Here is a 22,240-nt window from a genome sequence, read left to right on the forward strand (position 1 = left end):
TCCATCCGCAACATACCATAGTCCGTACGGGATTCGAACCCGTGTTACCGCCGTGAAAAGGCGGTGTCTTAACCCCTTGACCAACGGACCAGAGTTGTTTTCAACTCTTACTATTATACAGACTTTTCAAACTTTGTCAACTACTTTTTAAACTTTTTTTATTAATTTTACAACAGCTTCAGTTCGAGCTGTATGCGGGAACATATCGACCGACTGGATATAATGGAGATCATAGACTTCTACTAAACGTACTAAATCACGAACCAAGGTCGAAACATTGCAAGAAATATAGACCATTTTTTCTGGTACATAGGTAAGAATAGTATCTAATAACTTATCATCCAGACCTGTACGTGGTGGATCCACAATCAGAGCATCTGCTCGGTAGCCTTCCTTATACCAGCGAGGAATAATCTCTTCTGCCGTTCCAGATTCATAATGAGTATTGTCAAATCCCATTCTTTTAGCATTTCGCTTGGCATCTTCAATAGCTTCTGGAATAATATCCATACCTCTGAGTGTTTTTACTTTCTTTGCAAAGGCAAAACCAATTGTTCCAACTCCACAATAAGCGTCAATCAAATGGTCTTCTTTACTAACATCCAGCGCTTTTACTGCCTCACTATAAAGGACTTCTGTTTGTTCAGGATTTAGTTGATAGAAAGCTCGAGGAGATAGTGAAAATTCATAATCGAGTACACCTTCTTGAATACTCTCTTCTCCCCAGATAATCTCTGTCTTTTCACCATAAATCTCACTGGTTTTAGCTGTATTTGTATTAACAGCTACTGTCACAATCTCTGGAAAATCTTTAACTAAATCTTTTACCAGCAGGGTTAAATTAAGCTGGCGGTTTGTAACAATAATAATCTGAACTTGTCCAGTCTTTCTAGCTCGTCGAACCATTATAGTTCTAACACCTAGGGTTTTTCTCTCATCCGTGATTGGAATCTGGTGATAAGTAAGTAATTCTGCTAAACGATTAGCAACCACTTGCGTTTCCTTGTCTTGTACCAGGCAGTCTTTCAACTCTACTAAGTAATGAGAGTTTTGTGCATATAAACCAGCCTTGACCTGATTTTTAAATTTTCGAGTCTGAAATTGTAACTTAGCACGATAGTACTTGGGTTCCCGCATTCCAATCGTCGGGCGGATTTCATAATTTTCATATCCTGCAGGGGCAAATTTTTTTAGCGCTTGGTGAAGTAAGTCCGTCTTGAACTCCAGCTGCTTATCATAATGCAGGTGCATGATTTGGCAGCCTCCGCACTCATTATAAATAGTACAAGCTGGCACAACTCGGAATTTAGACTTCTTATTGACCTTCAGTAATTTTGCTTCAACAAAGTTGCGTTTAATAGAAGTAATCTGACAATAGATATCTTCTCCTTTTAGTGCTCCAGGTACAAAGACTAAGGTTTTTTGATAAAAGCCGATTCCCTCACCATTAATTCCCATGCGCTTGATTTTTAATGGTATTTTTTGTTTCACTTTCAGATTCATACCCCTATCTTATCACATTTTGAGTTATAATAGAACTATGAAAATCACAAAACTTGAAAAGAAAAAAAGACTCTATCTGATGGAGCTTGATAATGTTGACAAATGCTACATTACTGAAGATACAATTGTTCGTTTTATGTTATCAAGAGATAAGGTGATAAACGAAGAGGAATTGAAGGAGATTCGGGACTTTGCCCAATTTTCTTATGGTAAGAATCTAGCCCTCTACCACCTATCATTTAAAGCACGTACTGAAAAAGAGGTCAGTGAATATCTAAAAAAATATGATATTGATTCAAAAATAGTTTCTCAAGTCATTGCTAATCTTAAAGAAGATAAGTGGATTAATGATAACCAGTACGCTTATGCTATCATCAATGCCAATCACCTTTCAGGAGACAAGGGACCTTATGTACTGACTCAGAAACTAACACAAAAAGGGATTTCAAAATCTACTATAGAAGAGAATTTGAAAGAATTTGATTTTTCTGAAGTTGCTGAACGTGTAGCTAATAAACTATTGAAAAAATATGAGGGAAAACTTCCAGCTCGTGCCTTGCAAGATAAGATTCTCCAAAATCTGACCAACAAGGGGTTTTCCTATTCTGATGCTAAAACTGCCTTTGACCAGTTGGATAGTCAAGTTGACCAAGAAACGACTCAGGAACTCATCTTCAAGGAACTTGATAAGCAATATGCCAAGTATGCCCGAAAATATGAAGGATACGAACTTAAACAGCATTTAACCCAAGTTTTAGCACGAAAGGGCTACGATTTTTCGGATATAGCAAGCGCTCTCAGAGAATATCTTTAATATTTTCATGTAAAATTCACAGATTTTAGGTAATTTTATGGTACAATAGTAAACGATAAACTTATAAATTGTAGAAAGTTGGTTAGTTATGAAGCTTCCAAAAGAAGGCGACTTTATTACAATTCAAAGTTATAAGCATGATGGGAGTCTCCACCGAACTTGGCGGGACACCATGGTACTAAAAACAACAGAAAACGCCATTATTGGTGTCAACGATCACACACTGGTTACCGAAAGTGATGGTCGTCGTTGGGTCACTCGAGAACCTGCTATTGTTTACTTTCACAAGAAATATTGGTTTAATATCATTGCCATGATTCGCGATAATGGAATTTCCTACTATTGCAATATGGCTAGCCCCTACTATCTGGATGAAGAAGCTCTGAAGTATATTGATTACGATTTGGATGTTAAAATTTTTACAGATGGGGAAAAACGTCTCTTAGATGTTGAGGAGTACGAGCGTCACAAACGCAAAATGAATTATTCTGATGACTTAGACTATATTTTAAAAGAACATGTCAAAATTCTTGTTGATTGGATTAATAATGGACGTGGTCCTTTCTCAGAAGCCTATGTAAACATTTGGTACAAGCGCTATGTAGAACTAAAGAATAGGTAAAGTTGTCAAAGGTCAGGAACAAAATCCTGACCTTGTTTTTTTGGTAGTGTAAAATAAATTGTGTAAACACAAAAAGGAATAAATCCATTATAGCAGAGTTACAACACATTACTAGAAAGAGATTTATGCAGAATTCGCGAAATATATAAAACAAATAGACCTACTGATATTTTTTAATGTCTTTGTTCCTTGTAAATTTACAATAAACTTATATCGTTTCATACAAAAAATACGGAGATGATTAGTATAAAAAATACAGGTCAACTTCGTATCAAATAATTTATTTTTTGGATTTCCACATAGCATTAATCATTTAGTACAATATTTTAAAAACAATATCTCAACAGAGAAAATGTTATTTAATCTATCAGCTCATTTAATCGTTTTTGAAAATATAACGCAATACTTTTAGACTCAATAAACTCAAAATATTTTATGACATTGTCCATTTGTTTAATTCCAGATTCTTTAGATTCAGTCAGATATATTTTATATCCTTCTACAAATTTGAATGTAGATTTTTCAAAAACTTTTGTGTCATCTTTTAATAATTTCTTTAATTTCATTTCAAAGTAGTCTGCATATATTAGATGTGAATTTTCAAGGCAACAGAACCAAAAATTTAAACAAGCTGACACAACTAAATTTCTATTCTTACCGATTTTTTCGTAATAATGTGTACGCTCTAGTATTTCTTTTCCGACCCTGTAAATATAATCTATCTCAAAAAGATGATATAAATTACCAATCAGCGTTATCTCATAGGACTCCCATCGTTCCTTCTGGAATAAATAGTCATATACTAAATTTAGATCATCTCTACTAACTACATGATTACAATCTATCTGATTTAACAATCCCTGAACCATAATTGTATTTATTTTATGAGTTTTTTCCCCACTCTTCTCAAAAAGCTTTTGTTGCTCATTTTTTATTACCTCCAATCCTTTAGTATTCAAACTATAAAAATTCGGAGATAAATTAACCAAAAAATCATCAAGCTCCGATCTTTTATAATGTTCTAAGTAATTACAAAAATTCTCTATCGAAACATTGATATTTGATAATAATTCAAAAAATGTTGAAAGAGAAATTTCATTTTCTCCCCTTTCAAATCTAGAAAGTTGAGATTTTGATATAGAATCAGCTGCAGCATACTCTAAAGAATATCCGTTTAATTTTCTAAAATATCGAAAACCTTCTCCATAATTTTTCACACTTTCGTTCCCTTAACTTTCTTTTCGAGCGATAAACATACCATATTCTTTAGGAATGATCAACATACCATTATTAAACTCACTTTCCAATCTTTTACGTATTATTTCCTCTTCTAGTGAGCCTATTTCTGAAATTCCTTTAAACGATTGGATGTATTTAACTAGGTCATCTATACTAGTTACCTGTAACTCATCATCATAGAGTAATGTATCGACAGAGTTAAAATACCTACTCAGGTACCTTTTACCATTTTGTAAAGTAAACGTTTTATTTTCTAAATCTTGATTAACCTCATCTTTAAATAAACTTGCCAAATAATTTACAACTCCATTTTCACCAAATGTAGCACAGTAAAAAATTCCTCCGGTTTTTAAGACCCTATTTACCTCAGAGAGAGCTTTAGGAATATCATTCACATGATGTAAAAGCATATTAGCAATAACAATATCAAACGTTTCATTCTCAAAAGAAATCTTTTGAATATCCATTATCTCATAGTTGACATTGTCTCTATTTCCAATCACTGACTTCGTTGATTTTACCATATCTTTAGAAAAATCTGTAACAACCAACTGCTTCATTTTATCTATAGAATCACTATTACTTTTCCACAGTTCTCCTGTACCACATCCCAATTCTAGAACCTTTACTTCATCAGTGATTTGGTAGTTAGAAAATATCCAATTATTGAATCCCAATTTATTTTTTGAATACTTCTTATGCAATTCTACTCGAATATCAAGATTATCATGACTTTTATATTGTTCAATTACTTTATCAATCATTTTAAATGACCTCCACTCTATAATTTGACATTATATCACAAGAATAAAGATAGTGTTAAATAAGTTGTATAAATGCAAAAAAGGAATATTCCGTTATAGCAGAGTTGTAACACATTTCTATAAAGAAATTTATTCCTACGACTCAGTTTAGCATGCTTAACTTCCTAACTCAAAAACAAAGCATGGATTAATTTATCCGTTCTTCTTTTGAAACAGATTTTAACTGATAATTGCTCGTTTTAATTTAAAAAGCTCTTTTGAGCAAAACTTCATTTTTTTAAGAGTCCAAGGCTTGTTGAAGACTCACAAGCCTTGGACTAGAAATTCAAAGATTGGTCCAGCAATTTCTATCTATCACTTTTCTACTAGCAAAAAACCTACCTTGAGGCAAGTTTTCATTTATATATCTAATTTCGTAACAGTAAATTTAATGTGGGAATAGTCTTTTTCAACATCCTTATCCAGCAAGAAAGCTGTAGCATCTTTCTTAACCTGAACCAGGTCAATATTCTGAGCTTGGGCTGCATAGACGCATCCACAATAACATTGACGATATATATCATACTCTTCACACATCTCCACTGAACGTTTGTAGCCCTGATTTTTCTTGAAATCACTTGGAAGATAGTGGGTTGTATAAATTTTTTGCACATCGATTCCGATGCTGTTAATGGTTTGAGAATTCTTATGAGGACTAATGGTCAAGGCTGAGCCAAAGTAGTCAAAGCCCAAGTCCATAGCCACTTGCGCTGTTTTATCCAGGCGGTAGTCAAAGCAAACCTTACAACGATCGCCACCTTCAGGCTCTTCTTCCAGTCCTCTGACTAACTTACGGTATTCATTTGGTTCGTAGGGAGCTTCTAGGTACTGAACCGTATTTCCTGTTCGCTCATTGAAATCACTGACAAATTTTTGGGTGACGTAAGCCCGCTTGTGGTATTCTGCCTTGGGATGGATATTAGAATTGGCAAAATAGATTGTCACATCAGCATACTTTGTTAAATATTCTAGAGTATAGGTACTGCAAGGGGCACAGCAAACATGCATGAGAATGGTTGGACGTTGCTCATTTTTCTCCCATACTTGTACCATCTTCTGCATGACACGGTCATAATTAATCTTCTGATTGGGGTTCATCTTGCTCAGAATTTCTTCTACATCGATCATGTTCTTCTCCTTTTTCTAGTCTTATTTTATCATATAAGTTAGGAGAGCTCAAATCAATTTAGAAGTGAATATCATAAAAAGGAGGGGTAGGCATTCCCTCCTTTTGTGTTTTTTATAAGTTGTTTTCTATAGAAAGCTTACATCATGCCGCCCATCATGCTTGGATCGATTGCTGGAGCCGGAGCTGCTGGTTCTGGTTTATTAGCTACGACTGCTTCCGTAGTCAAAATTAAGCTGGCTACAGATGCTGCATTTTGTAGAGCTGAACGACTCACTTTAACTGGGTCGATAATCCCTTGATCAATCATGTTGACCCATTCACCAGTTGCTGCGTTGAAACCTGTACCAAGCTCGGCATTTTTCAAACGATCGATAACGATAGACCCTTCAAATCCTGCATTGTGTGCGATTTGACGAACAGGTTCTTCCAATGCACGGAGAACAATATTGCGTCCTGTTGCTTCATCTCCTGTCAATTCTAAATCAGCTACGGCAGGGATAACATTTACAAGGGCTGTTCCACCACCTGCAACGATTCCTTCTTCAACAGCTGCACGAGTAGCGTTGAGGGCATCTTCAATACGGAGTTTCATTTCTTTCAACTCAGTTTCAGTTGCAGCTCCGACCTTAATAACCGCTACACCACCTGACAATTTCGCCAAGCGTTCTTGTAATTTTTCACGGTCAAACTCAGAAGTTGTGGTTTCGATTTGAGACTTGATAACCGCAACACGGTGAGAAATGGCTTCAGGATTTCCAGCACCTTCTACGATAACAGTGCTATCTTTGTCCACAGTTACTCTCGCTGCTTGACCAAGAGCTTCAATTGTCGCATCTTTCAACTCAAGACCAAGGTCTTCTGTGATAACTGTTCCGCCTGTCAAGATGGCAATGTCTTCAAGCATGGCTTTGCGACGGTCACCAAAACCAGGTGCCTTGACTGCTACCACGTTGAAGGTTCCACGAATCTTGTTCAAAACAAGAGTTGGAAGAGCTTCGCCATCCACATCATCCGCAATAATCAAGAGTGGACGATTGCTTTGGAGAATACTTTCTAGGAGTGGCAAGATTTCTTGGATATTTGAAATCTTCTTATCGGTAATCAAAATGTATGGATTTTCAAGGTCAGCCACCATTTTTTCGCTATCTGTCACCATGTACTGTGAAAGATAACCACGGTCGAACTGCATTCCTTCTACGACTTCAAGCTCTGTTTCCATACCACGTGACTCTTCAATGGTAATGACTCCGTCTTTACCAACTTTTTCCATGGCTTCAGAGATGTATTCACCTACTTTTTCGGAACGAGAAGAGACGGCGGCAACCTGAGCGATGGCTTCTTTGTTGGCAACAGGGATGGCGTTGTTTTTCAAAGCTTCAACTGCTGCAGCAACTGCTGTTTCAATCCCTCGACGAATACCGATTGGATTTGCACCTGCTGTGACGTTTTTTATGCCTTCACGGACGATTGCTTGAGTCAAGACTGTTGCAGTTGTCGTTCCGTCACCTGCGATATCATTGGTTTTAGAAGCTACTTCTGATACCAATTTGGCACCCATATTTTCAAAATGGTCTTCCAATTCGATTTCTTTGGCAATAGTTACACCGTCATTGGTGATGAGTGGTGAACCGAATGATTTTTCAAGAACAACATTGCGGCCTTTTGGTCCCAAGGTTACTTTAACAGTATCTGCAAGGATATCGACACCACGAACCATAGCTGAACGGGCATCTGATGAAAATTTAATTTCTTTTGACATACTTACTTTCTCCTTCTATTCTTCAATGATAGCCAAGATGTTAGCTTCGCCTACAATGATGTACTTTTCATCGCCATCTTTGACATCGAGACCTGCGTGAGCTTCAACTAATACACGGTCTCCAGCTTTAACACTTGGAGCAACCAAGTCACCGTTCAAGGTACGAATACCTTGTCCAGTAGCTACAACTTGGGCTGTTTTGGTTTTTTCTTGGGCTGAACCTGCGAGGACAAAACCTCCAACAGTTTGTTCTTTTTCTTCGATTTTCAAGACCACACGGTCTCCTAATGGTTTCAACATCTGTTTTCCTCCATGATGAACTACATATTATTAGCACTCTTTATACATGAGTGCTAATTCATAGTTCTATTGTATCACTTGGTCAGAAATAGTCAAGAAAAAAGTCTGACTTTCTCAAGATAAAAAGCCTGAGAGCAACTCAGACTTTTCAATATTTAAAATGGCAATTCTTCCTCTTCCAAAACCAAGTCCGCCAAATCTTGGCCTGCATTATTTTCACGCATGGCACGTTGAGCACGACTTTCCAAGAGTTGGAATCCAGTAACAAGTACTTCGGTCACATAGTTCATCTGACCATTTTTCTCAAAACGACGGGTACGAAGTTCTCCATCCACAGAGATAAGACTACCTTTAGTTGCATAGCTTGCCAAGCTTTCTGCTAGTCTGCCCCAAAGGACAATATTGACAAAATCAGCTTCACGTTCACCGTTTTGGTCTTTGTAACGACGGTTGACAGCGATAGCTGCTCGTGCTACTGACTTATCATTGCTGGTTTTGTGCAATTCTGGTGTAGACGTTAAACGTCCAATCAAGATAACTTTATTATACATATTTTTTCCTCCTACTTATCTATTCGTAGGAAATCAAAAAAAGTTACAGAAATTTGTAACTTTTCGAGGAAATTTTTTACTTTTTATGAACCATGAAACCTGTCGCTTGTTGATTGGCCATGATGGTCATATCTGTAATCTGCACACGACGAGGTTGACTGGTCACATAGACTACTGTGTCGGCGATGTCCAGTGCCTGCAAGGCTTCGATTCCCTGATAAACCGTCGCAGCCCGCTCTTTGTCACCATGAAAACGCACTGTAGAAAAATCTGTTTCAACGATTCCCGGTTGAATAGTCGTCACCTTGATATCCGTTGCGATGGTATCAATTCGCAGTCCATCTGAAAAGGTCTTAACTGCTGCCTTGGTAGCTGAGTAAACAGCGGCACCAGCATAGGCGTAGATTCCTGCGGTTGACCCCATGTTGATGATATGTCCTTGATTGGCTTTTACCATTGCTGGCAAGAAACAGCGAGTAACCGCCATCAAACCTTTGACATTGGTATCCAACATGGTCAACATATCCAACTCTTCATAGTCCTGATAGGGTGCCAAGCCAAGGGCTAGTCCAGCGTTATTGACCAATATATCAATCCGACCTATCGTTTCTAGAATATCAGAGCAGACAGTCTTTACCATGGCCATATCCGTGACATCTAGTGGGAAGGCCCAAACTGTTTGATTTGGATAGATTGCTGCAAACTCTGACTTGAGAGCCTCTAATTTGTCTGTCCGTCGTCCTGTTATAACAACATTCTCCCCCTGCTCCAGATAAGCACGCGCAATCGCTTCACCAATTCCTGAGGTCGCTCCTGTAATCACTACATTTTTCGCCATCTTATCCCCCTCTATCTGGTCTATCAAATACTGACAATTTCTTAGGCAGTCCAGTGTTTGGCTGGGTCAAATGGGGTTCCGACAACTTGATCTTCTGATAATTCAATAATACCACGTTTTTGCGGAGCATTTGGCAGATGCAATTCACGAGGACTACACATCATGCCAAAACTCTTTTCACCACGAAGTTCGCCTGGGAAAATAAGATTGCCTTTTGGCATCATTGCTCCAGGAAGAGCCACAATGGTTTTCAACCCAACACGCGCATTAGGAGCCCCTGCAACGATTTGCACTGTCTTGTCACTTGCGACTGCAACTTGGCAGATGTTGAGGTGGTCACTATCAGGATGGGCTACCATCTCGACAATCTCACCAACAACAAACTTAGGTTCCTTGTCATTGATAATTTCTTCTGTAAAACCTTCCGCTTGCAACTCTTGGTTCAAACGAGCAACTTGCTCATCTGTCAAAAAGACTTGACCGCGCTCTGCAATTTCAAATAAACTTGAAACTTCAAAAATATTCCAAGCAACTGTTTCTCCATTATCTTTGAGAAAAACACGGGCTACCTTGCCTTTGCGCTCCACATCTAGTTTAGCATCTCCGCTATTTTTCACGATGACCATAAGGACATCACCGACATGTTCTTTGTTATATGTAAAAATCATTGTTTCTCTTTTCTCCTATTTCAATCCTGCTAAAAAGTCGTTAATTTGTTGCTTGCTTTTACGGTCGCGATTGACAAAACGACCGATTTCCTTGTCCTTTTCTAGAACAACAAGGCTGGGGATTCCATAAACATCCCAGAGTTTAGCTAAATCCATATACTGGTCTCGGTCCACTCGAATAAAAGTGAACTCAGGATTGGTCTCCTCAATTTCTGGCAAGGCAGGATAGATATAACGACAATCTCCACACCAGTCTGCCACAAAAAGAAAGACCTTCTTCCCATCTTTTTCTACTAAAGATGCTAATTCTTCTAAACTTGCTGGTTGTATCATAAGACTTCCTCCTCATAGACCAGATCTTCATTTTCATAGACAAAGGTATAATGACGGCCATCCTCAAAAATGACGCCACCAACCAAGCTCTCCAGACTGCTTTCATAAACTTGAACATAGAGGGTCGCAATTTCCCCCATGTCTGAAAAGTGGTCTCGCACAATCGCTGTCAACTCTTCCTGAGTCTTCATGAGCTTGCGGTCATCTGCAACTTTTTTCGTAGCAAGGGCAAGGCTTCCAATACCAAGCAGAGCCAAGCCTGCTATCCACATTTTTTTAGCTTTCATACCATTCATTTTAACACAAAAAAGGCTTCAGGACAAATGAGGAAGCAACAGAAAAGCAAGTAAAAAGCCTCTTCCTTGCAGGAAAAGGACTTTTTATTCTTATTGCCAGGTACCTGAGTTGCCAACGTAATAGCCATCTGGTGTGTAGGTATTGCGAAGCATCTTACCTGATGAAGCTAGATAATACCACTTGCCATTGTCTTTGACCCAATCATTCGCAAGCATGGCACCAGAAGAACTTACATAATACCATTCTCCCTTGTCATAAACCCAAGTGCTTGCTTTCATAGAGCCTGAAGTTGATAAATAGTACCACTTGCCTTGGTCGTAAAGCCAATCACTAGCAATCATAGCTCCTGATGATTTAAAGGCATACCAGTTGCCACCTTGATAGAGCCAAGTTTGATTGAACATGACTCCTTTATCGTTCATAAAGTACCAAGTTCCCTTGTCCTTAACCCAATCCTTCTCTACTAATTGACCTTGTTTTTGGTAGTACCAGTTTTGGTTTGATTTTAGCCAGCTTTCTGCTTTTACAATCGGATAAAGTTCTTTGAAAGATCCTCTATCATATTTATGACTAATAGACTTTTGTTTTTCAAGTTTCAACTCACCATTGTCATAGTCTGCCCAAGTATATACTTTTTGACCATTAACAGTTTCTGGTAGGGTGGCAGTGTAAGTCTTGGTTTGATAATCCCATTTAGCATCGAGGTAAGTGTATTGATTATTTGATTCTTCAATACGGTAGTAGCCTCTCTTTCCACCTTCATGATGTACATCGTCAACCACTTTCGTTGACCAGGTCTTCACTTCGTTTCCGCTCTTGGCTTCTACCTTGATATCTCCTCTATAGCCATATGGAACATAGAAATTCAGATAACGCCCTTCTACGCCAATCATAGACTTGTCCTTTTCTTGACCTAGGAAATTGGCAGTCTGATCTTGACCATTGAGGCTAACCGTCCACTCGATTTTCTCATTTTTTGGCAAATCTAAGACTTTGATATCTACTTCGTGTCCATTGTTAAATCGAAGAATGTTGCCGTCTTGATACTGAACGCCACATTTAACAACCCATTCTTCTTTTAACTCGAAGGCCTGACCTGAATGAGGAAAAGCCAGTAAAGCTAGGCCTGCTAGAGACAAACCAAATAGTGTGATTTTTTTCATCGTAGATCCTCCTTAGGATTTTTTATGTTAATTATATCACTATGTTTTTAATTTGCAAATATTATCCTAAATATGCAATCAAAAAACCTCTGAGATTCTTCTCAAAGGTTCTGATTTGGCTAATTACTGTTCTCAACCGCTGCAGTGACAAAGGCAGTGTAGAGTTCTTCTGGACGATTTGGACGGCTTGACAGTTCAGGGTGATACTGACAAGCTACAAAGAATTTATTTTCAGGAATTTCCACAATTTCGACCAAACGATTGTCTGGAGAAACTCCTGAGAAGACAAAGCCTGCTGCCTCAAACTGCTCACGGAAGGCATTGTTAAACTCATAACGGTGACGGTGACGGCGTTGCACCACTTCTTGATTGTGATAAGCAGCTGCTGCCTTAGAACCACGTTTCAACTTAGATGGGTAAAGTCCCAAGCGAAGGGTTCCACCCATATCCTCAACATCAATCTGATCACGCATGATATCAATGATAGGGTATTTTGTTTCTGGTGCAAGTTCAGCAGAATTGGCACCTTCAAGACCCAAAACGTGACGAGCAAACTCGATACAAGTCAACTGCATTCCCAAGCAGACTCCCAACATTGGAACATCATTTTCACGCGCATAGCGGATGGCTTGGATTTTTCCTTCCGTACCACGTTGGCCAAAACCACCTGGTACGATGATTCCGTCCGCATCAGACAAGAGTTCTGCCACATTCTCTGCTGTCACATCATTGGCATTGACCCAATTAATCTTCACTTCTGCATCGTTGGCATACCCAGAGTGTTTCAAGGCTTCAACCACAGAAATGTAGGCATCTTGCAACTCCACATACTTACCGACAAGGGAAATCTTGACTTGTTTTTTCAGGTTCATGACCTTGTCCACCATAGCTGACCATTCTGTCATATCCGCTACTGGTGCGTCTAATTTCAAATGGTCACAGACAATTTGGTCCATACCTTGCGCCTGCAAGTTCAATGGAATTTGGTAAAGGTGTTCAACATCCAACGATTCGATAACAGCTTCTGGGGCTACATCACAGAACTGTGCTAATTTGTTTTTTATTCCTTGACCAGCTGGTTGCTCTGTACGAATCACCAACATATTTGGTTGAATTCCCAATCCACGCAATTCTTTGACAGAGTGTTGAGTTGGTTTGGTCTTCATTTCACCAGCAGCCTTGAGGTATGGAAGTAAGGTTGTATGGATGTACATAACATTATCCGCACCCACATCTGCCTTCATCTGACGAAGAGCTTCTAGGAATGGCAAGGATTCGATATCCCCAACTGTTCCACCAACCTCTGTGATAATGACATCAGAGTCGGTCGTTACAGCGGCACGCTTGATTTTTTCTTTCAAAGCATCTGTTATATGAGGAATGACTTGAACAGTTGCCCCAAGGTATTCTCCACGGCGTTCCTTACGAAGAACTTCACTGTAAATTTTCCCAGTTGTCACGTTAGAATATTTGTTAAGATTGATATCGATAAAACGTTCATAGTGACCCAAGTCCAAATCTGTCTCAGCCCCATCATCTGTCACAAAGACTTCTCCGTGCTGGTAAGGACTCATGGTTCCCGGATCGATATTGATATAAGGGTCAAATTTTTGAATCGTTACTTTGAGACCACGATTTTTCAAGAGACGGCCCAGACTTGCTGCCACAATCCCTTTCCCAATAGACGATACCACACCACCAGTTACAAAAATATATTTCGTAGACATAGATTCCTCTTTCTAAAATGCTCAAGGCCTTGTTAACTACGAGGGGACATAGGAAACAAGACCCTACTAATAAGAATAATCTGGGACGACTGAACCAGATTCACAACTAAAATACAAGAAGATAACTTCTTGAAAAAACAAAAATAGCTCCCTAAGAACTAGGGAGCCCCGACCTCTAAAAGAGGTGCCCGAACAATATGATACCTAAAAATAGGAAAATTGTCAATAGCTAACTTTTATTCCTCGACGTTTTCAGAATCATCGTCTGAAAACTCGTCGTCTTCTTCGTTGAGATCCACGTCTTCACCCAAGTCATCTGGGGCGATTTCGTTGATTTCTGTATCATAAGCTTCCACTTCGTTTTTCTCATCATCTGGATTTTCATCATCGTATGAAAGAGCTGGATCTGCTTCGTATGCATCTTCGTCTTCTGGATCATCTGCATTGTAGTCAATAGCATCTGAATCACCATCCATGAAGGCATTGACACGTTTTTTCTTAGCTTTTGGTGCTACTTCATCGTCGTCATTTTCTTCAAGAGCGATGATTTCTTCGTCGATTTCATCTACACCATACCATGAACGAAGGCCCCATTTGTTATCTCCAAGTGAGATGAAGCTACCGTCAAAGTTCAACTCTGTGTAGAACAAAGGCAAGGCTTCTCGGATATCGCTGTTTGATGTTCCAAGGTAGTTTTGAATTTCGTTTACAAGATCGCTAAAATGCATCTCATGATCACGACCACGAAGTTCCAAGATAGCACGCGCTACCTCAATCATAGATAGTTCACTTTTTTCTTGCCCAGCAAATACTTCTAATTCCAAAGCGTTTCTCCTCATTTATACTACTATCGCCAGAGCAAACAGACTCTGACCTCATTTTATCATTTACTCTTTATTTTACGATAATTTTGCAGAATAGTCAAAGGTTAAGAAAAAATAAAGGTGAAATATTTCAGCTAATTGAAAGACCTGTGTAACATGACCACAGGTATATTGATTTATTTATAACTCAAGACTGCAACTCCAATACCAACCACAAACTGCAAGAGGATTCCTACAGAGATAAAGGATTATTTGTTGCGTCAAATCAAGTAAAAAGATCATTTCAGGTCCTACCAGTAACTTCGTTTTCTTTCCTTTATTTCATTTTCCCTAGAATAGTGAAAAATCCTTCTCTTGTTAATGAGTTTCATAAGAAAAAGGCTGGAGAATCCAACCTTCTCTATTTATTCAGCTAAGAGTACTTCTTTGATGGTTTGCTTTTGGAGTTTTCTGTTGGATAGATAAAAGAGGCTTTCATAAACCACAGCAAAACCGATCAAAGTCCAGAAGCAAACATTCCCATCAAAGTGATGCTCAATCTTTTCAGGAACCGTATCTTTGATCACACCAATCAAGATTTCCATGATAGCGTACTGATAAGCCGTCCCAAGAACAAATCCTAGATATGCCCAGAAACGATAGGGAGATAGGATATGACCTTGGCATTCACGATCTGTGTAGCCAAAAACCTTCATAAGAGCCAGGGTTTCGCGACTTTCTGAGACGACAATCCCCAATGACAAAAAGAGAATAGAGAAAGAAAGGATCAAGCCAATCATGATCATCATGGTTTGGATGATGTCATCTGTGTAGTCCCTTAGACCAAAGGATAATTGAACCATAGCCGCAAAACACATAGAGCCAAAGACTACAAAAAATAGGATAGATTTTCTCCCCCAAATTAGTGACGAAGACAGCTCTTTTAGGAAGTCTTTCTCTTTCTTAGGAGCCCTCTTTCTCCTTTTGACCTTGATTGGTGTTGGGGACTTTTTCAATAAGCGAAGAGCCGGCGTTTGTAGTTGTCTTCTAGCATAACCAACCGCGATAAGCATAAAAAATACCGTTGGAAGGACCACAAAAGCAAGCAAGAGCTGCCAATGAAAATGAATGGTAATTTCTGGCAGGATCCCCTTTTCATTCCGGAAGTCATAAAAATGCCCCATCATAAGAAAAGAAGTGAAATAGCCAAGAAGCGCTCCGGCACCAAAACTGATCCCAAATGCCCAAAATCGTTTAGCCAGCTGGCCATTGCTATAGCCCAAAGCTTTTAAAATTCCTAATTGTTCCTTGTGATCATCGACAAATTGTTTGATATAAAAACACATGAGAAGGACCGACGTCAAGGACAAGACGACTCCACTGACCATGGCCACCATCCAAGAAAGCGAAATCTGAACATCATAGTAGGTCTGAATCATGGGATTGGTTTTAGAAATCTCCAACTGCTCGATGTCCAAGTAAAAATTCAAGAAAAGATTGGCCACAAAGACCGCACAAGCCCCAATTATACTGACGACAACTAATTTTCGAATATCTTTTACTGAAAACATGGCTTACCATCCAATCTCATAAGCAGTCTGAGGCTGATCATTGGTCACAACTTCGGTAATCTTGCCACTATTGACACGAATGATGGTTCTTGCCATATCCGCAATATTTTGATTGTGCGTCACCATGATGAGGGTCAAACCAAGCTTTTCCTTTAACTCCCAGATATAGTCGAGAATCTTGCGCCCCGTTTCTTCATCCAGGGCTCCCGTCGGCTCATCTAAGAAAAGAATCTCTGGCTTTTTGGCCAAGGCCCGAGCAATGGAGACTCTCTGCTGTTCCCCACCTGACAATTCACTCGGATACTTGTCCAGCTTATCGCCAAGTCCCAAATCCTCGATAATCTGCAAAAAATCATGATTGTTTGCCAGGTCTGCCCCCATCTTTACATTCTGTCTGACTGTTAGATTAGGCAATAAATAATACTGCTGAAAAATAAAGGCAATCTTCTCACGTCTAAAGGCTGTCAATTGAGTATCTGTGAGTTGAGCCAAATCCTGTCCTTGAATGAGGATATGTCCCTCGTCTACCTTTTCTAAACCTGACAGAACGTTTAAGAGAGTTGACTTGCCTGATCCAGAAGGACCGAGGATAACCACATCATCCTGGTCTTGAATCTGCAAATCAATCCCTTTTAAAACCTTGGTTTGGCCGTAACTTTTGTGCACATTTTCTAGTTGAATCATTTCTTTCCTACCATTTCTTTGATGAGAGATTGACAAACCTCTGTCAGTAATCCAATCACTTCTTCCATGCTGAATTGATAAATGCCAGAAGCAACCATTGAGGCCATCCCGTGCGAGTAGATAAATAGATGCTGGTACAAGCGACCAGCCTCCTCTACATTCAAAGGATAGTCTGCGACGATCGAATCCAGAACCAATTGGTAACTATGATCCTTCATGGGAAGAAAATCTTGAAAGCGACGAATCGGATCTTTGCTGGGATTTTGGAAAAGCAATTGAAAGAGTTGGGGGTCTTTTGAGGCAAAAAGGATATAAGCAACCCCGACGGATCGAAAAGGCTTCTCATCTTCTAAGGCCTTACGAATATACTCCACCACGACCATTTCCGCAGCACTAATAACCTCTGCTTGTAACTCGGCCATATTGGCAAATTGCCCAAAAATGACTCTTGGTGTGGCTCCCAGTTGCTCCGCTAATGCTCGAGCCGTCAAACTAGTCATGCCCTCTTCTCTCACCAATTGTAAAGCTGTCCCAATGATAGCCTCTTTACTAAATTTAACCTTTGGTGGCATAAGACTCCTTTCGCGCAACATTAGTTGCGCAACACTTGTTGCATAAAGAATACCATAAAAAAGAAAGACTTGTCAAGAAAAAACTGTAAAACACAAAACAAAAAGACAGCGAACTTTTTATTTCTTTGCTACCCAGCCGATGGCATCGCTTGGGGGATTTTCGGTATCAATCCAGATAAATTCAATACCGATTTCCCCATTTTTAAACTTAGTCAAGCGAATACCGTTGATTTCCAGTTCATTGAGTCGTTGGCCTGTCAAGACTTCTCGTTCCTGCAAAATGAAAATCATACATAGAAATTTTTTAAAATTTTCTCTATCCTAGACCTGCTATTATTTCAGAAGCTATACTAGCTGATTCCAAACGTAGTATGGTCATTTCATCTACCTTCCCTAATAATGGCATTGCACCATACCAAACAATGGTCTTGTTCACCAATAGAATAGGCGTGACTATTTTTGATTGAGTAAAAGACACTTTAATCTTCTTGTTCTTCAACTGGAATGGCCAGGATTTGTTTGCAACAGTCTCTGGTATACATATCTCAATTTGACTAATCCTAAATTCTTTTAGAAAATTCATCAGTTTTGTCTGGTGCACATAAGGCAAAATAAGCATACATTCCTGTCTTTCCCCTGCTAAGTCCTCCCTCAACACATTCTCATATCTACTATCAACATAAACGAATTGTTTCTCCTCACCCTCAATGGCACGATAATCCATCTTTCGATAAGCTACTTGTCGTTTCTGAAACATCTTTTCTAAATAAGGAACATGAATATCCACATAATCGAAAATCCGCACTAAAGACTTATCCTTGTAGTTTCTATGGATCCGACCTGCGTACTGAATCAAATTATTTTTCCAAGAAAAGGGTGCTGCCAAGATAAGCGTGTCCAACTGAGGCAAGTCAAAACCTTCGCCAATGTATTTTCCAGTAGACAACAATACAAACCCTTTATCTAGTTGTTCTAACATCTCCAGTAAACTTGTTCTCTCTCGGACTTTGGTTTTGCCACTAATAATATAAAAATCATCAACCTCTTTCTCTTTTAATAACTTTTCAAAGACATCTATCTGTTGAATTCTATTAACTAAAACCAAGATATTCCGCCCTTCTACCACTTGGGCTAGAATATCCTTGAGAATCAACTGATTCCTCACTGAGTCTGTCGCAATCCAATCACTAAGCTGTATAAAATTACTTGCTTTGGTCTTTTCAATCTCCAAATGACCAAAAGAAGTGAATCTTAATTGCAATTGCCGTTTAAAATCCGTTTTCCTCTTATCAGCAGTATGGATTATTTCACCAATTCTCTGAAAAACGATAGGCTCATGACCATTCTTACGCTCAGGCGTAGCCGTCAAACCGTAAAGATACTTCCCTCTAAACTGTGCCACGACTTTTTCAAACATCAAAGCAGATACGTGATGACACTCATCCACAATCATCATCTCATACTTATCCAAAAGACTTTGACTATTTTCCAACTTAAATAGAGATTGGATCATAACGACATCAACCAGTTCACTCAGCCACTTCTTAGTCCCACCGTACTGCCCGACATAGCCTATTACCCTTTCACGACCTGATGGCGTATAACGGGTAGCTTCTTCCTCTTTGAAAGTCAAAAAGCAGTTTAAGCGATCCAGCCATTGGTCTAATAGTTGCTTATTATGGACTAGAATAATTGTTTTTGTCTTACGTTTAGAGATGAGAGCAGCACCTAAAACAGTCTTTCCAAAACCAGTCTCCGCATGGAGTAAGCCATTTTCTTTGGAAATCATATCTGACAGGGCTAACTCTTGCTCAAAAGTGAGTTCGCCCTTACATTCCACTCTAATAGACCTTTGTACCTTTCTCCTATCTTCCACAGATACCTGCTTAAATTTATCTTGCAATGGATATAGCAAGCCTCTTGGCAACCATAAATAATGATCAGATTCTCCAAATAAATACATTCGCTCAGGAATTTGATAGGTTGGCTGTCGCATAGCCTGCTTTAAATAAAATTCGGGATTAGAAAATGAAGCCATATTTTTCAAGAAAAACAGTGTCTTGGGTGTCACAGACGATTTTTCAAGTTGGATCATATTGGATAAGACGACCTTCAACTCCTTATCCAATTCTTGCTTGCCTAACTCCTCTTGGATTAACAGTGACACTTTAGCAGTTGAAACCCTCTGAATTTCTTGTAGATACCTCCATTGGTCTTCATAAGGCTGAAAATGTTCATCCACAAAGACCGTTCGCCCTTGATGATAAGCTTCTCCTTGAAAAGGAAGGGCAATCAAATTACCAAATCCACCCTTCGGAAGAACATCCTGATTCGGAAACATGCGATCAAAAGAATCAAAGGACAGTTGCATACTTTCCTGCATAGCCAATTCTAATAGTTTCTTTCCAAATAAGCGAGCCTCTCGACACGGAATCGCTTCCTCAAAGAAGAACCAAATATGGAGTCCGTGACCCGAACGAGAAATCTCTAGATGGCCTTCCATCTGGCGTTCCCTGGCTATTCTTCGAATGACTAAACTGGCTTCTTTCCAATCTCCTTCATCCAAATCCAGTACCAAAAAATAACAGCTATCATCTAAGTGCATAGGAAAAATACCGATAGCTGTCTCCCCACGAAAATGAGATTTCAAAACGGAATCCGTCAACGTCTGGAAACTCCGTTTTTCAGGCGGCAACTGCTTCCAACCATAATCATAGGATGGAAAATATTGAATTTTCCCTTGATCATTGATAAAACTCTTAGCATAAACATCATAACGGCCGGCAAACACAGAGGTAAACAATTGTAATTTTTCTTGCGTCGTCAAGTGACTACTTTGAAGTTGGAACATCTCCTCGAACCGAGAGCGTTCCATCACAAACTGACTCTTATCTTTAAGACGTTTACACAAGAAAAACTCACTATCCCCATTAAAAGAAGAAAAGACATCAAGTACTTCTACCACAATTCCATCCAAAGACACAAAAACAGCCATAACAAGCACCTCCTTGATTCCTATAGGCTGATTATAACAAGAATGGCTGAAATTGTACACGAAAATAAAATCCGAATAGCACTGAAAGTACGAGATAAATAGAGTTTAAACGAGCAATCTATAAAATTAAAAAAACACATATTATCAAGCGACCTAAATCTTTGATGATATGCGTTTTCTTGTAGGAATATTTACTTCATTTTTGCCTAAAATTCAATGTTTACTCAGTATTAGGATTTTTAAAGATCGAGTTCTAGATACATCTTTTCTGATGACAGATCATTTTGACCACCGAGCAAGAGATTTTCAAAAAAAGCTGTTAAAAACTCATGACGTCGCTGTAAAATCTTTGCATTATCTAATACCAAGGCATCACGAAAATACTTGGCATGTTGCTGAAATGGTGTATTATCAATATCAAAACCAAACTCACGAAGATACTGAATCAAAAAGACCGTTACTGTCCGAGTGTTTCCTTCGCGAAATGGATGAATCTGCCAGATTCCTGAAATAAAATGCTGGATTTGTTTAACCACATCCGCCTGGGTTAGTGTCGCATATGCAACTTGTTTTTCCTGATTAAAATCATAATCCAATGTCATTTGAATCATGGAGTAATCAGAATACACAACACTTTCACCATTCAAAACAGGTTCATTCTTTGTGATATTGGTCTGACGAAATTGCCCCACCGGAATAGAGGTTTCAAATATATCTTGAAACAACTCCTTATGAATAGCAAGTAAGGTTGCAGGACTGAAGCTAAAGCCTCTTCGAGATAATAGTTCCACGATACGAAGAGAAACCAAGTCTGCCTCCTCAGTACTCGCATCAATAGTATGATGATAAGCCGTTGCATCCTCATAAACCTTCTCATAAGTCAGTTCACCCCGAGCCTGTTTCTCAGCCAAAGATTCCATATAAGCTGATGGCACTAGATTGTCAACTTTCTGCAGACCAAAACCTATCCGCCATAAATCACGTTTAGCTTCATAAGACAAGTTTGGATTGTCAATGTTATAAGTTGGTTGCATAGAAAGATCCTTTCAATTGTTTTTCTGTGTCATCGGTAAAGGGTGAAATTTAGTAGGAACTGTTTTAAATTATAAAAAGCATTCACAATAAGTTATACCCAACATCCCATGCACTCATCTGGAATATCCTTTGGATGAATGGTTTGATTAAATGAATAATTCTAGCTTGCCTACTTATCAAACTCATAGACTACATCACTCTGAACTCGTTGGTTTGTTCAAATCCCAACTCAATTCCCCCTAACACTTGAGAAGAAAGCTACAATCTTGTACTTCTCAGAGCGGTTCTAACGTAGAGGGTTTGTTGTGTAGTAAGCTGGTTTCTAAAGATTCAATTTGTCTCTCAAATCTCTTAAATCACGTCTATGCCTATCTAAATCATTTTCATATATTTTTATCCTAGGATCTTCATTAGATACAATATAGAAACAATTTCTTGTATGATCAAAAGCCTCACTTACATGGGCCAGAGCATTTCGAATTTTTCTTTGCCTATCCCATTCTACCTCTATCTCTTTAGCTATAGAAAACTTAACACAATAGCTTTTTATATTCCCACTATAATCGTCATAGAGTTGTTTACTTTTTAGCTTATCCTCTAGCTCGGCGTGCTCACACATATACATTCCTCGAATAGCGTTTAATTCGTCCCATCTTGCTAATCCAATATCTATAGACTCTTTAAATTTCTGCTTAACATGTTCAATCGTGTACTTATCATCTGTCGCAACAGATATAAATGAAAAATTAGTAAATAGATTAATATTCTCCTCATCTTGTAATTTTTCAACAACTTTTTGAGAGATCGTAGAATACTCATTTCGAGAATATAATA

The 22,240-nt window shown here is 38.8% G+C and carries 22 protein-coding genes, 1 tRNA gene and 1 pseudogene; 2 read left to right on the plus strand and 22 right to left on the minus strand.

Translation table 11 applies throughout. The features are described from left to right. Positions 1-18 precede the first annotated feature (18 nt). Together QM409_RS10015 and rlmD are read right to left on the minus strand one after the other, a co-directional pair. Positions 19-90, minus strand: a tRNA-Glu gene (locus QM409_RS10015). Between the two features lie 57 nt (positions 91-147). After that, positions 148-1,503 carry a 23S rRNA (uracil(1939)-C(5))-methyltransferase RlmD gene (gene rlmD, locus QM409_RS10020; protein ID WP_414305234.1) on the minus strand — a complete coding sequence of 452 codons (1,356 nt, stop codon included), beginning with the start codon at positions 1,501-1,503 and terminating at the stop codon, positions 148-150. A gap of 37 nt (positions 1,504-1,540) precedes the next feature. Here rlmD and recX point away from each other — a divergent pair, with 37 nt between their 5' ends. Both recX and QM409_RS10030 read left to right on the plus strand, forming a co-directional pair. Next, positions 1,541-2,317 (plus strand): recombination regulator RecX, encoded by a 777-nt coding sequence (recX, locus tag QM409_RS10025; RefSeq protein ID WP_265476438.1) that lies wholly within the window; start codon positions 1,541-1,543, stop codon positions 2,315-2,317. Positions 2,318-2,405: 88 nt separating this feature from the next. Continuing rightward, positions 2,406-2,939 (plus strand): DUF402 domain-containing protein, encoded by a 534-nt coding sequence (locus tag QM409_RS10030; protein ID WP_000775316.1) that lies wholly within the window; start codon positions 2,406-2,408, stop codon positions 2,937-2,939. Between the two features lie 359 nt (positions 2,940-3,298). On the opposite strand, the gene QM409_RS10035 is transcribed toward QM409_RS10030, so the two are convergent. The 20 genes and pseudogenes from QM409_RS10035 to QM409_RS10130 form a co-directional block, all read right to left on the minus strand. After that, positions 3,299-4,156, minus strand: coding sequence for a helix-turn-helix domain-containing protein (locus QM409_RS10035; RefSeq protein WP_265476439.1), 858 nt, complete (start codon positions 4,154-4,156; stop codon positions 3,299-3,301). 12 nt (positions 4,157-4,168) lie between these two features. Then, on the minus strand, positions 4,169-4,942 hold the full coding sequence (locus QM409_RS10040; protein WP_261014553.1) for a class I SAM-dependent methyltransferase: 774 nt from the start codon (positions 4,940-4,942) through the stop codon (positions 4,169-4,171). A gap of 399 nt (positions 4,943-5,341) precedes the next feature. Continuing rightward, positions 5,342-6,109: an epoxyqueuosine reductase QueH gene (locus tag QM409_RS10045; RefSeq protein ID WP_060627100.1), complete on the minus strand. Its 768-nt coding sequence runs from the start codon at positions 6,107-6,109 to the stop codon at positions 5,342-5,344. A gap of 137 nt (positions 6,110-6,246) precedes the next feature. Further along, on the minus strand, positions 6,247-7,869 hold the full coding sequence (groL, locus tag QM409_RS10050; RefSeq protein ID WP_136936960.1) for a chaperonin GroEL: 1,623 nt from the start codon (positions 7,867-7,869) through the stop codon (positions 6,247-6,249). Positions 7,870-7,884: 15 nt separating this feature from the next. Continuing rightward, the gene (groES, locus tag QM409_RS10055; RefSeq protein ID WP_311519189.1) at positions 7,885-8,169 is read right to left on the minus strand and encodes a co-chaperone GroES; all 285 of its coding nucleotides are present in this window, start codon (positions 8,167-8,169) and stop codon (positions 7,885-7,887) included. 155 nt (positions 8,170-8,324) lie between these two features. Beyond that, positions 8,325-8,720 (minus strand): single-stranded DNA-binding protein, encoded by a 396-nt coding sequence (locus QM409_RS10060; RefSeq protein WP_084887606.1) that lies wholly within the window; start codon positions 8,718-8,720, stop codon positions 8,325-8,327. A gap of 76 nt (positions 8,721-8,796) precedes the next feature. Beyond that, complete coding sequence (locus QM409_RS10065; protein WP_414305233.1) at positions 8,797-9,558, minus strand: SDR family NAD(P)-dependent oxidoreductase; 762 nt, start codon at positions 9,556-9,558, stop codon at positions 8,797-8,799. Between the two features lie 41 nt (positions 9,559-9,599). Continuing rightward, the gene (gene ytpR, locus QM409_RS10070; RefSeq protein WP_414305232.1) at positions 9,600-10,226 is read right to left on the minus strand and encodes a YtpR family tRNA-binding protein; all 627 of its coding nucleotides are present in this window, start codon (positions 10,224-10,226) and stop codon (positions 9,600-9,602) included. A 15-nt stretch (positions 10,227-10,241) separates the two neighbouring features. Next, a complete protein-coding gene (locus QM409_RS10075; RefSeq protein WP_000615777.1) occupies positions 10,242-10,559 on the minus strand; it encodes a thioredoxin family protein in 318 nt (105 codons plus the stop codon). Beyond that, positions 10,556-10,855: a DUF4651 domain-containing protein gene (locus tag QM409_RS10080; RefSeq protein ID WP_368080015.1), complete on the minus strand. Its 300-nt coding sequence runs from the start codon at positions 10,853-10,855 to the stop codon at positions 10,556-10,558. The genes QM409_RS10075 and QM409_RS10080 overlap by 4 nt, the downstream gene beginning before the upstream one ends. A gap of 90 nt (positions 10,856-10,945) precedes the next feature. Further along, positions 10,946-12,019: an N-acetylmuramoyl-L-alanine amidase family protein gene (locus tag QM409_RS10085; protein ID WP_414305231.1), complete on the minus strand. Its 1,074-nt coding sequence runs from the start codon at positions 12,017-12,019 to the stop codon at positions 10,946-10,948. Positions 12,020-12,138: 119 nt separating this feature from the next. Continuing rightward, complete coding sequence (locus QM409_RS10090; RefSeq protein ID WP_414305230.1) at positions 12,139-13,746, minus strand: CTP synthase; 1,608 nt, start codon at positions 13,744-13,746, stop codon at positions 12,139-12,141. A gap of 236 nt (positions 13,747-13,982) precedes the next feature. Continuing rightward, positions 13,983-14,570, minus strand: a complete 588-nt coding sequence (gene rpoE / locus QM409_RS10095) for a DNA-directed RNA polymerase subunit delta (protein ID WP_414305229.1) — start codon at positions 14,568-14,570, stop codon at positions 13,983-13,985. 404 nt (positions 14,571-14,974) lie between these two features. Further along, positions 14,975-16,120 carry an FtsX-like permease family protein gene (locus tag QM409_RS10100; protein ID WP_314846436.1) on the minus strand — a complete coding sequence of 382 codons (1,146 nt, stop codon included), beginning with the start codon at positions 16,118-16,120 and terminating at the stop codon, positions 14,975-14,977. 3 nt (positions 16,121-16,123) lie between these two features. Further along, entirely contained in the window at positions 16,124-16,804 is a 681-nt protein-coding gene (locus QM409_RS10105; protein ID WP_049543830.1) for an ABC transporter ATP-binding protein, read from the minus strand. Next, a complete protein-coding gene (locus tag QM409_RS10110) occupies positions 16,801-17,376 on the minus strand; it encodes a TetR/AcrR family transcriptional regulator (protein ID WP_049543828.1) in 576 nt (191 codons plus the stop codon). The genes QM409_RS10105 and QM409_RS10110 overlap by 4 nt, the downstream gene beginning before the upstream one ends. A 117-nt stretch (positions 17,377-17,493) precedes the next feature. Further along, positions 17,494-17,667: a hypothetical protein gene (locus tag QM409_RS10115; RefSeq protein ID WP_414305236.1), complete on the minus strand. Its 174-nt coding sequence runs from the start codon at positions 17,665-17,667 to the stop codon at positions 17,494-17,496. 25 nt (positions 17,668-17,692) lie between these two features. Then, positions 17,693-20,371: a TOTE conflict system archaeo-eukaryotic primase domain-containing protein gene (locus QM409_RS10120; protein WP_414305228.1), complete on the minus strand. Its 2,679-nt coding sequence runs from the start codon at positions 20,369-20,371 to the stop codon at positions 17,693-17,695. Between the two features lie 239 nt (positions 20,372-20,610). Further along, positions 20,611-21,405: a Fic family protein gene (locus tag QM409_RS10125; protein ID WP_414305227.1), complete on the minus strand. Its 795-nt coding sequence runs from the start codon at positions 21,403-21,405 to the stop codon at positions 20,611-20,613. A 323-nt stretch (positions 21,406-21,728) separates the two neighbouring features. Then, a pseudogene (locus QM409_RS10130) lies at positions 21,729-22,240 on the minus strand (hypothetical protein); the annotation flags it as partial.

The organism is Streptococcus mitis (assembly GCF_047465045.1).
Lineage (GTDB): Bacteria > Bacillota > Bacilli > Lactobacillales > Streptococcaceae > Streptococcus > Streptococcus mitis_DT.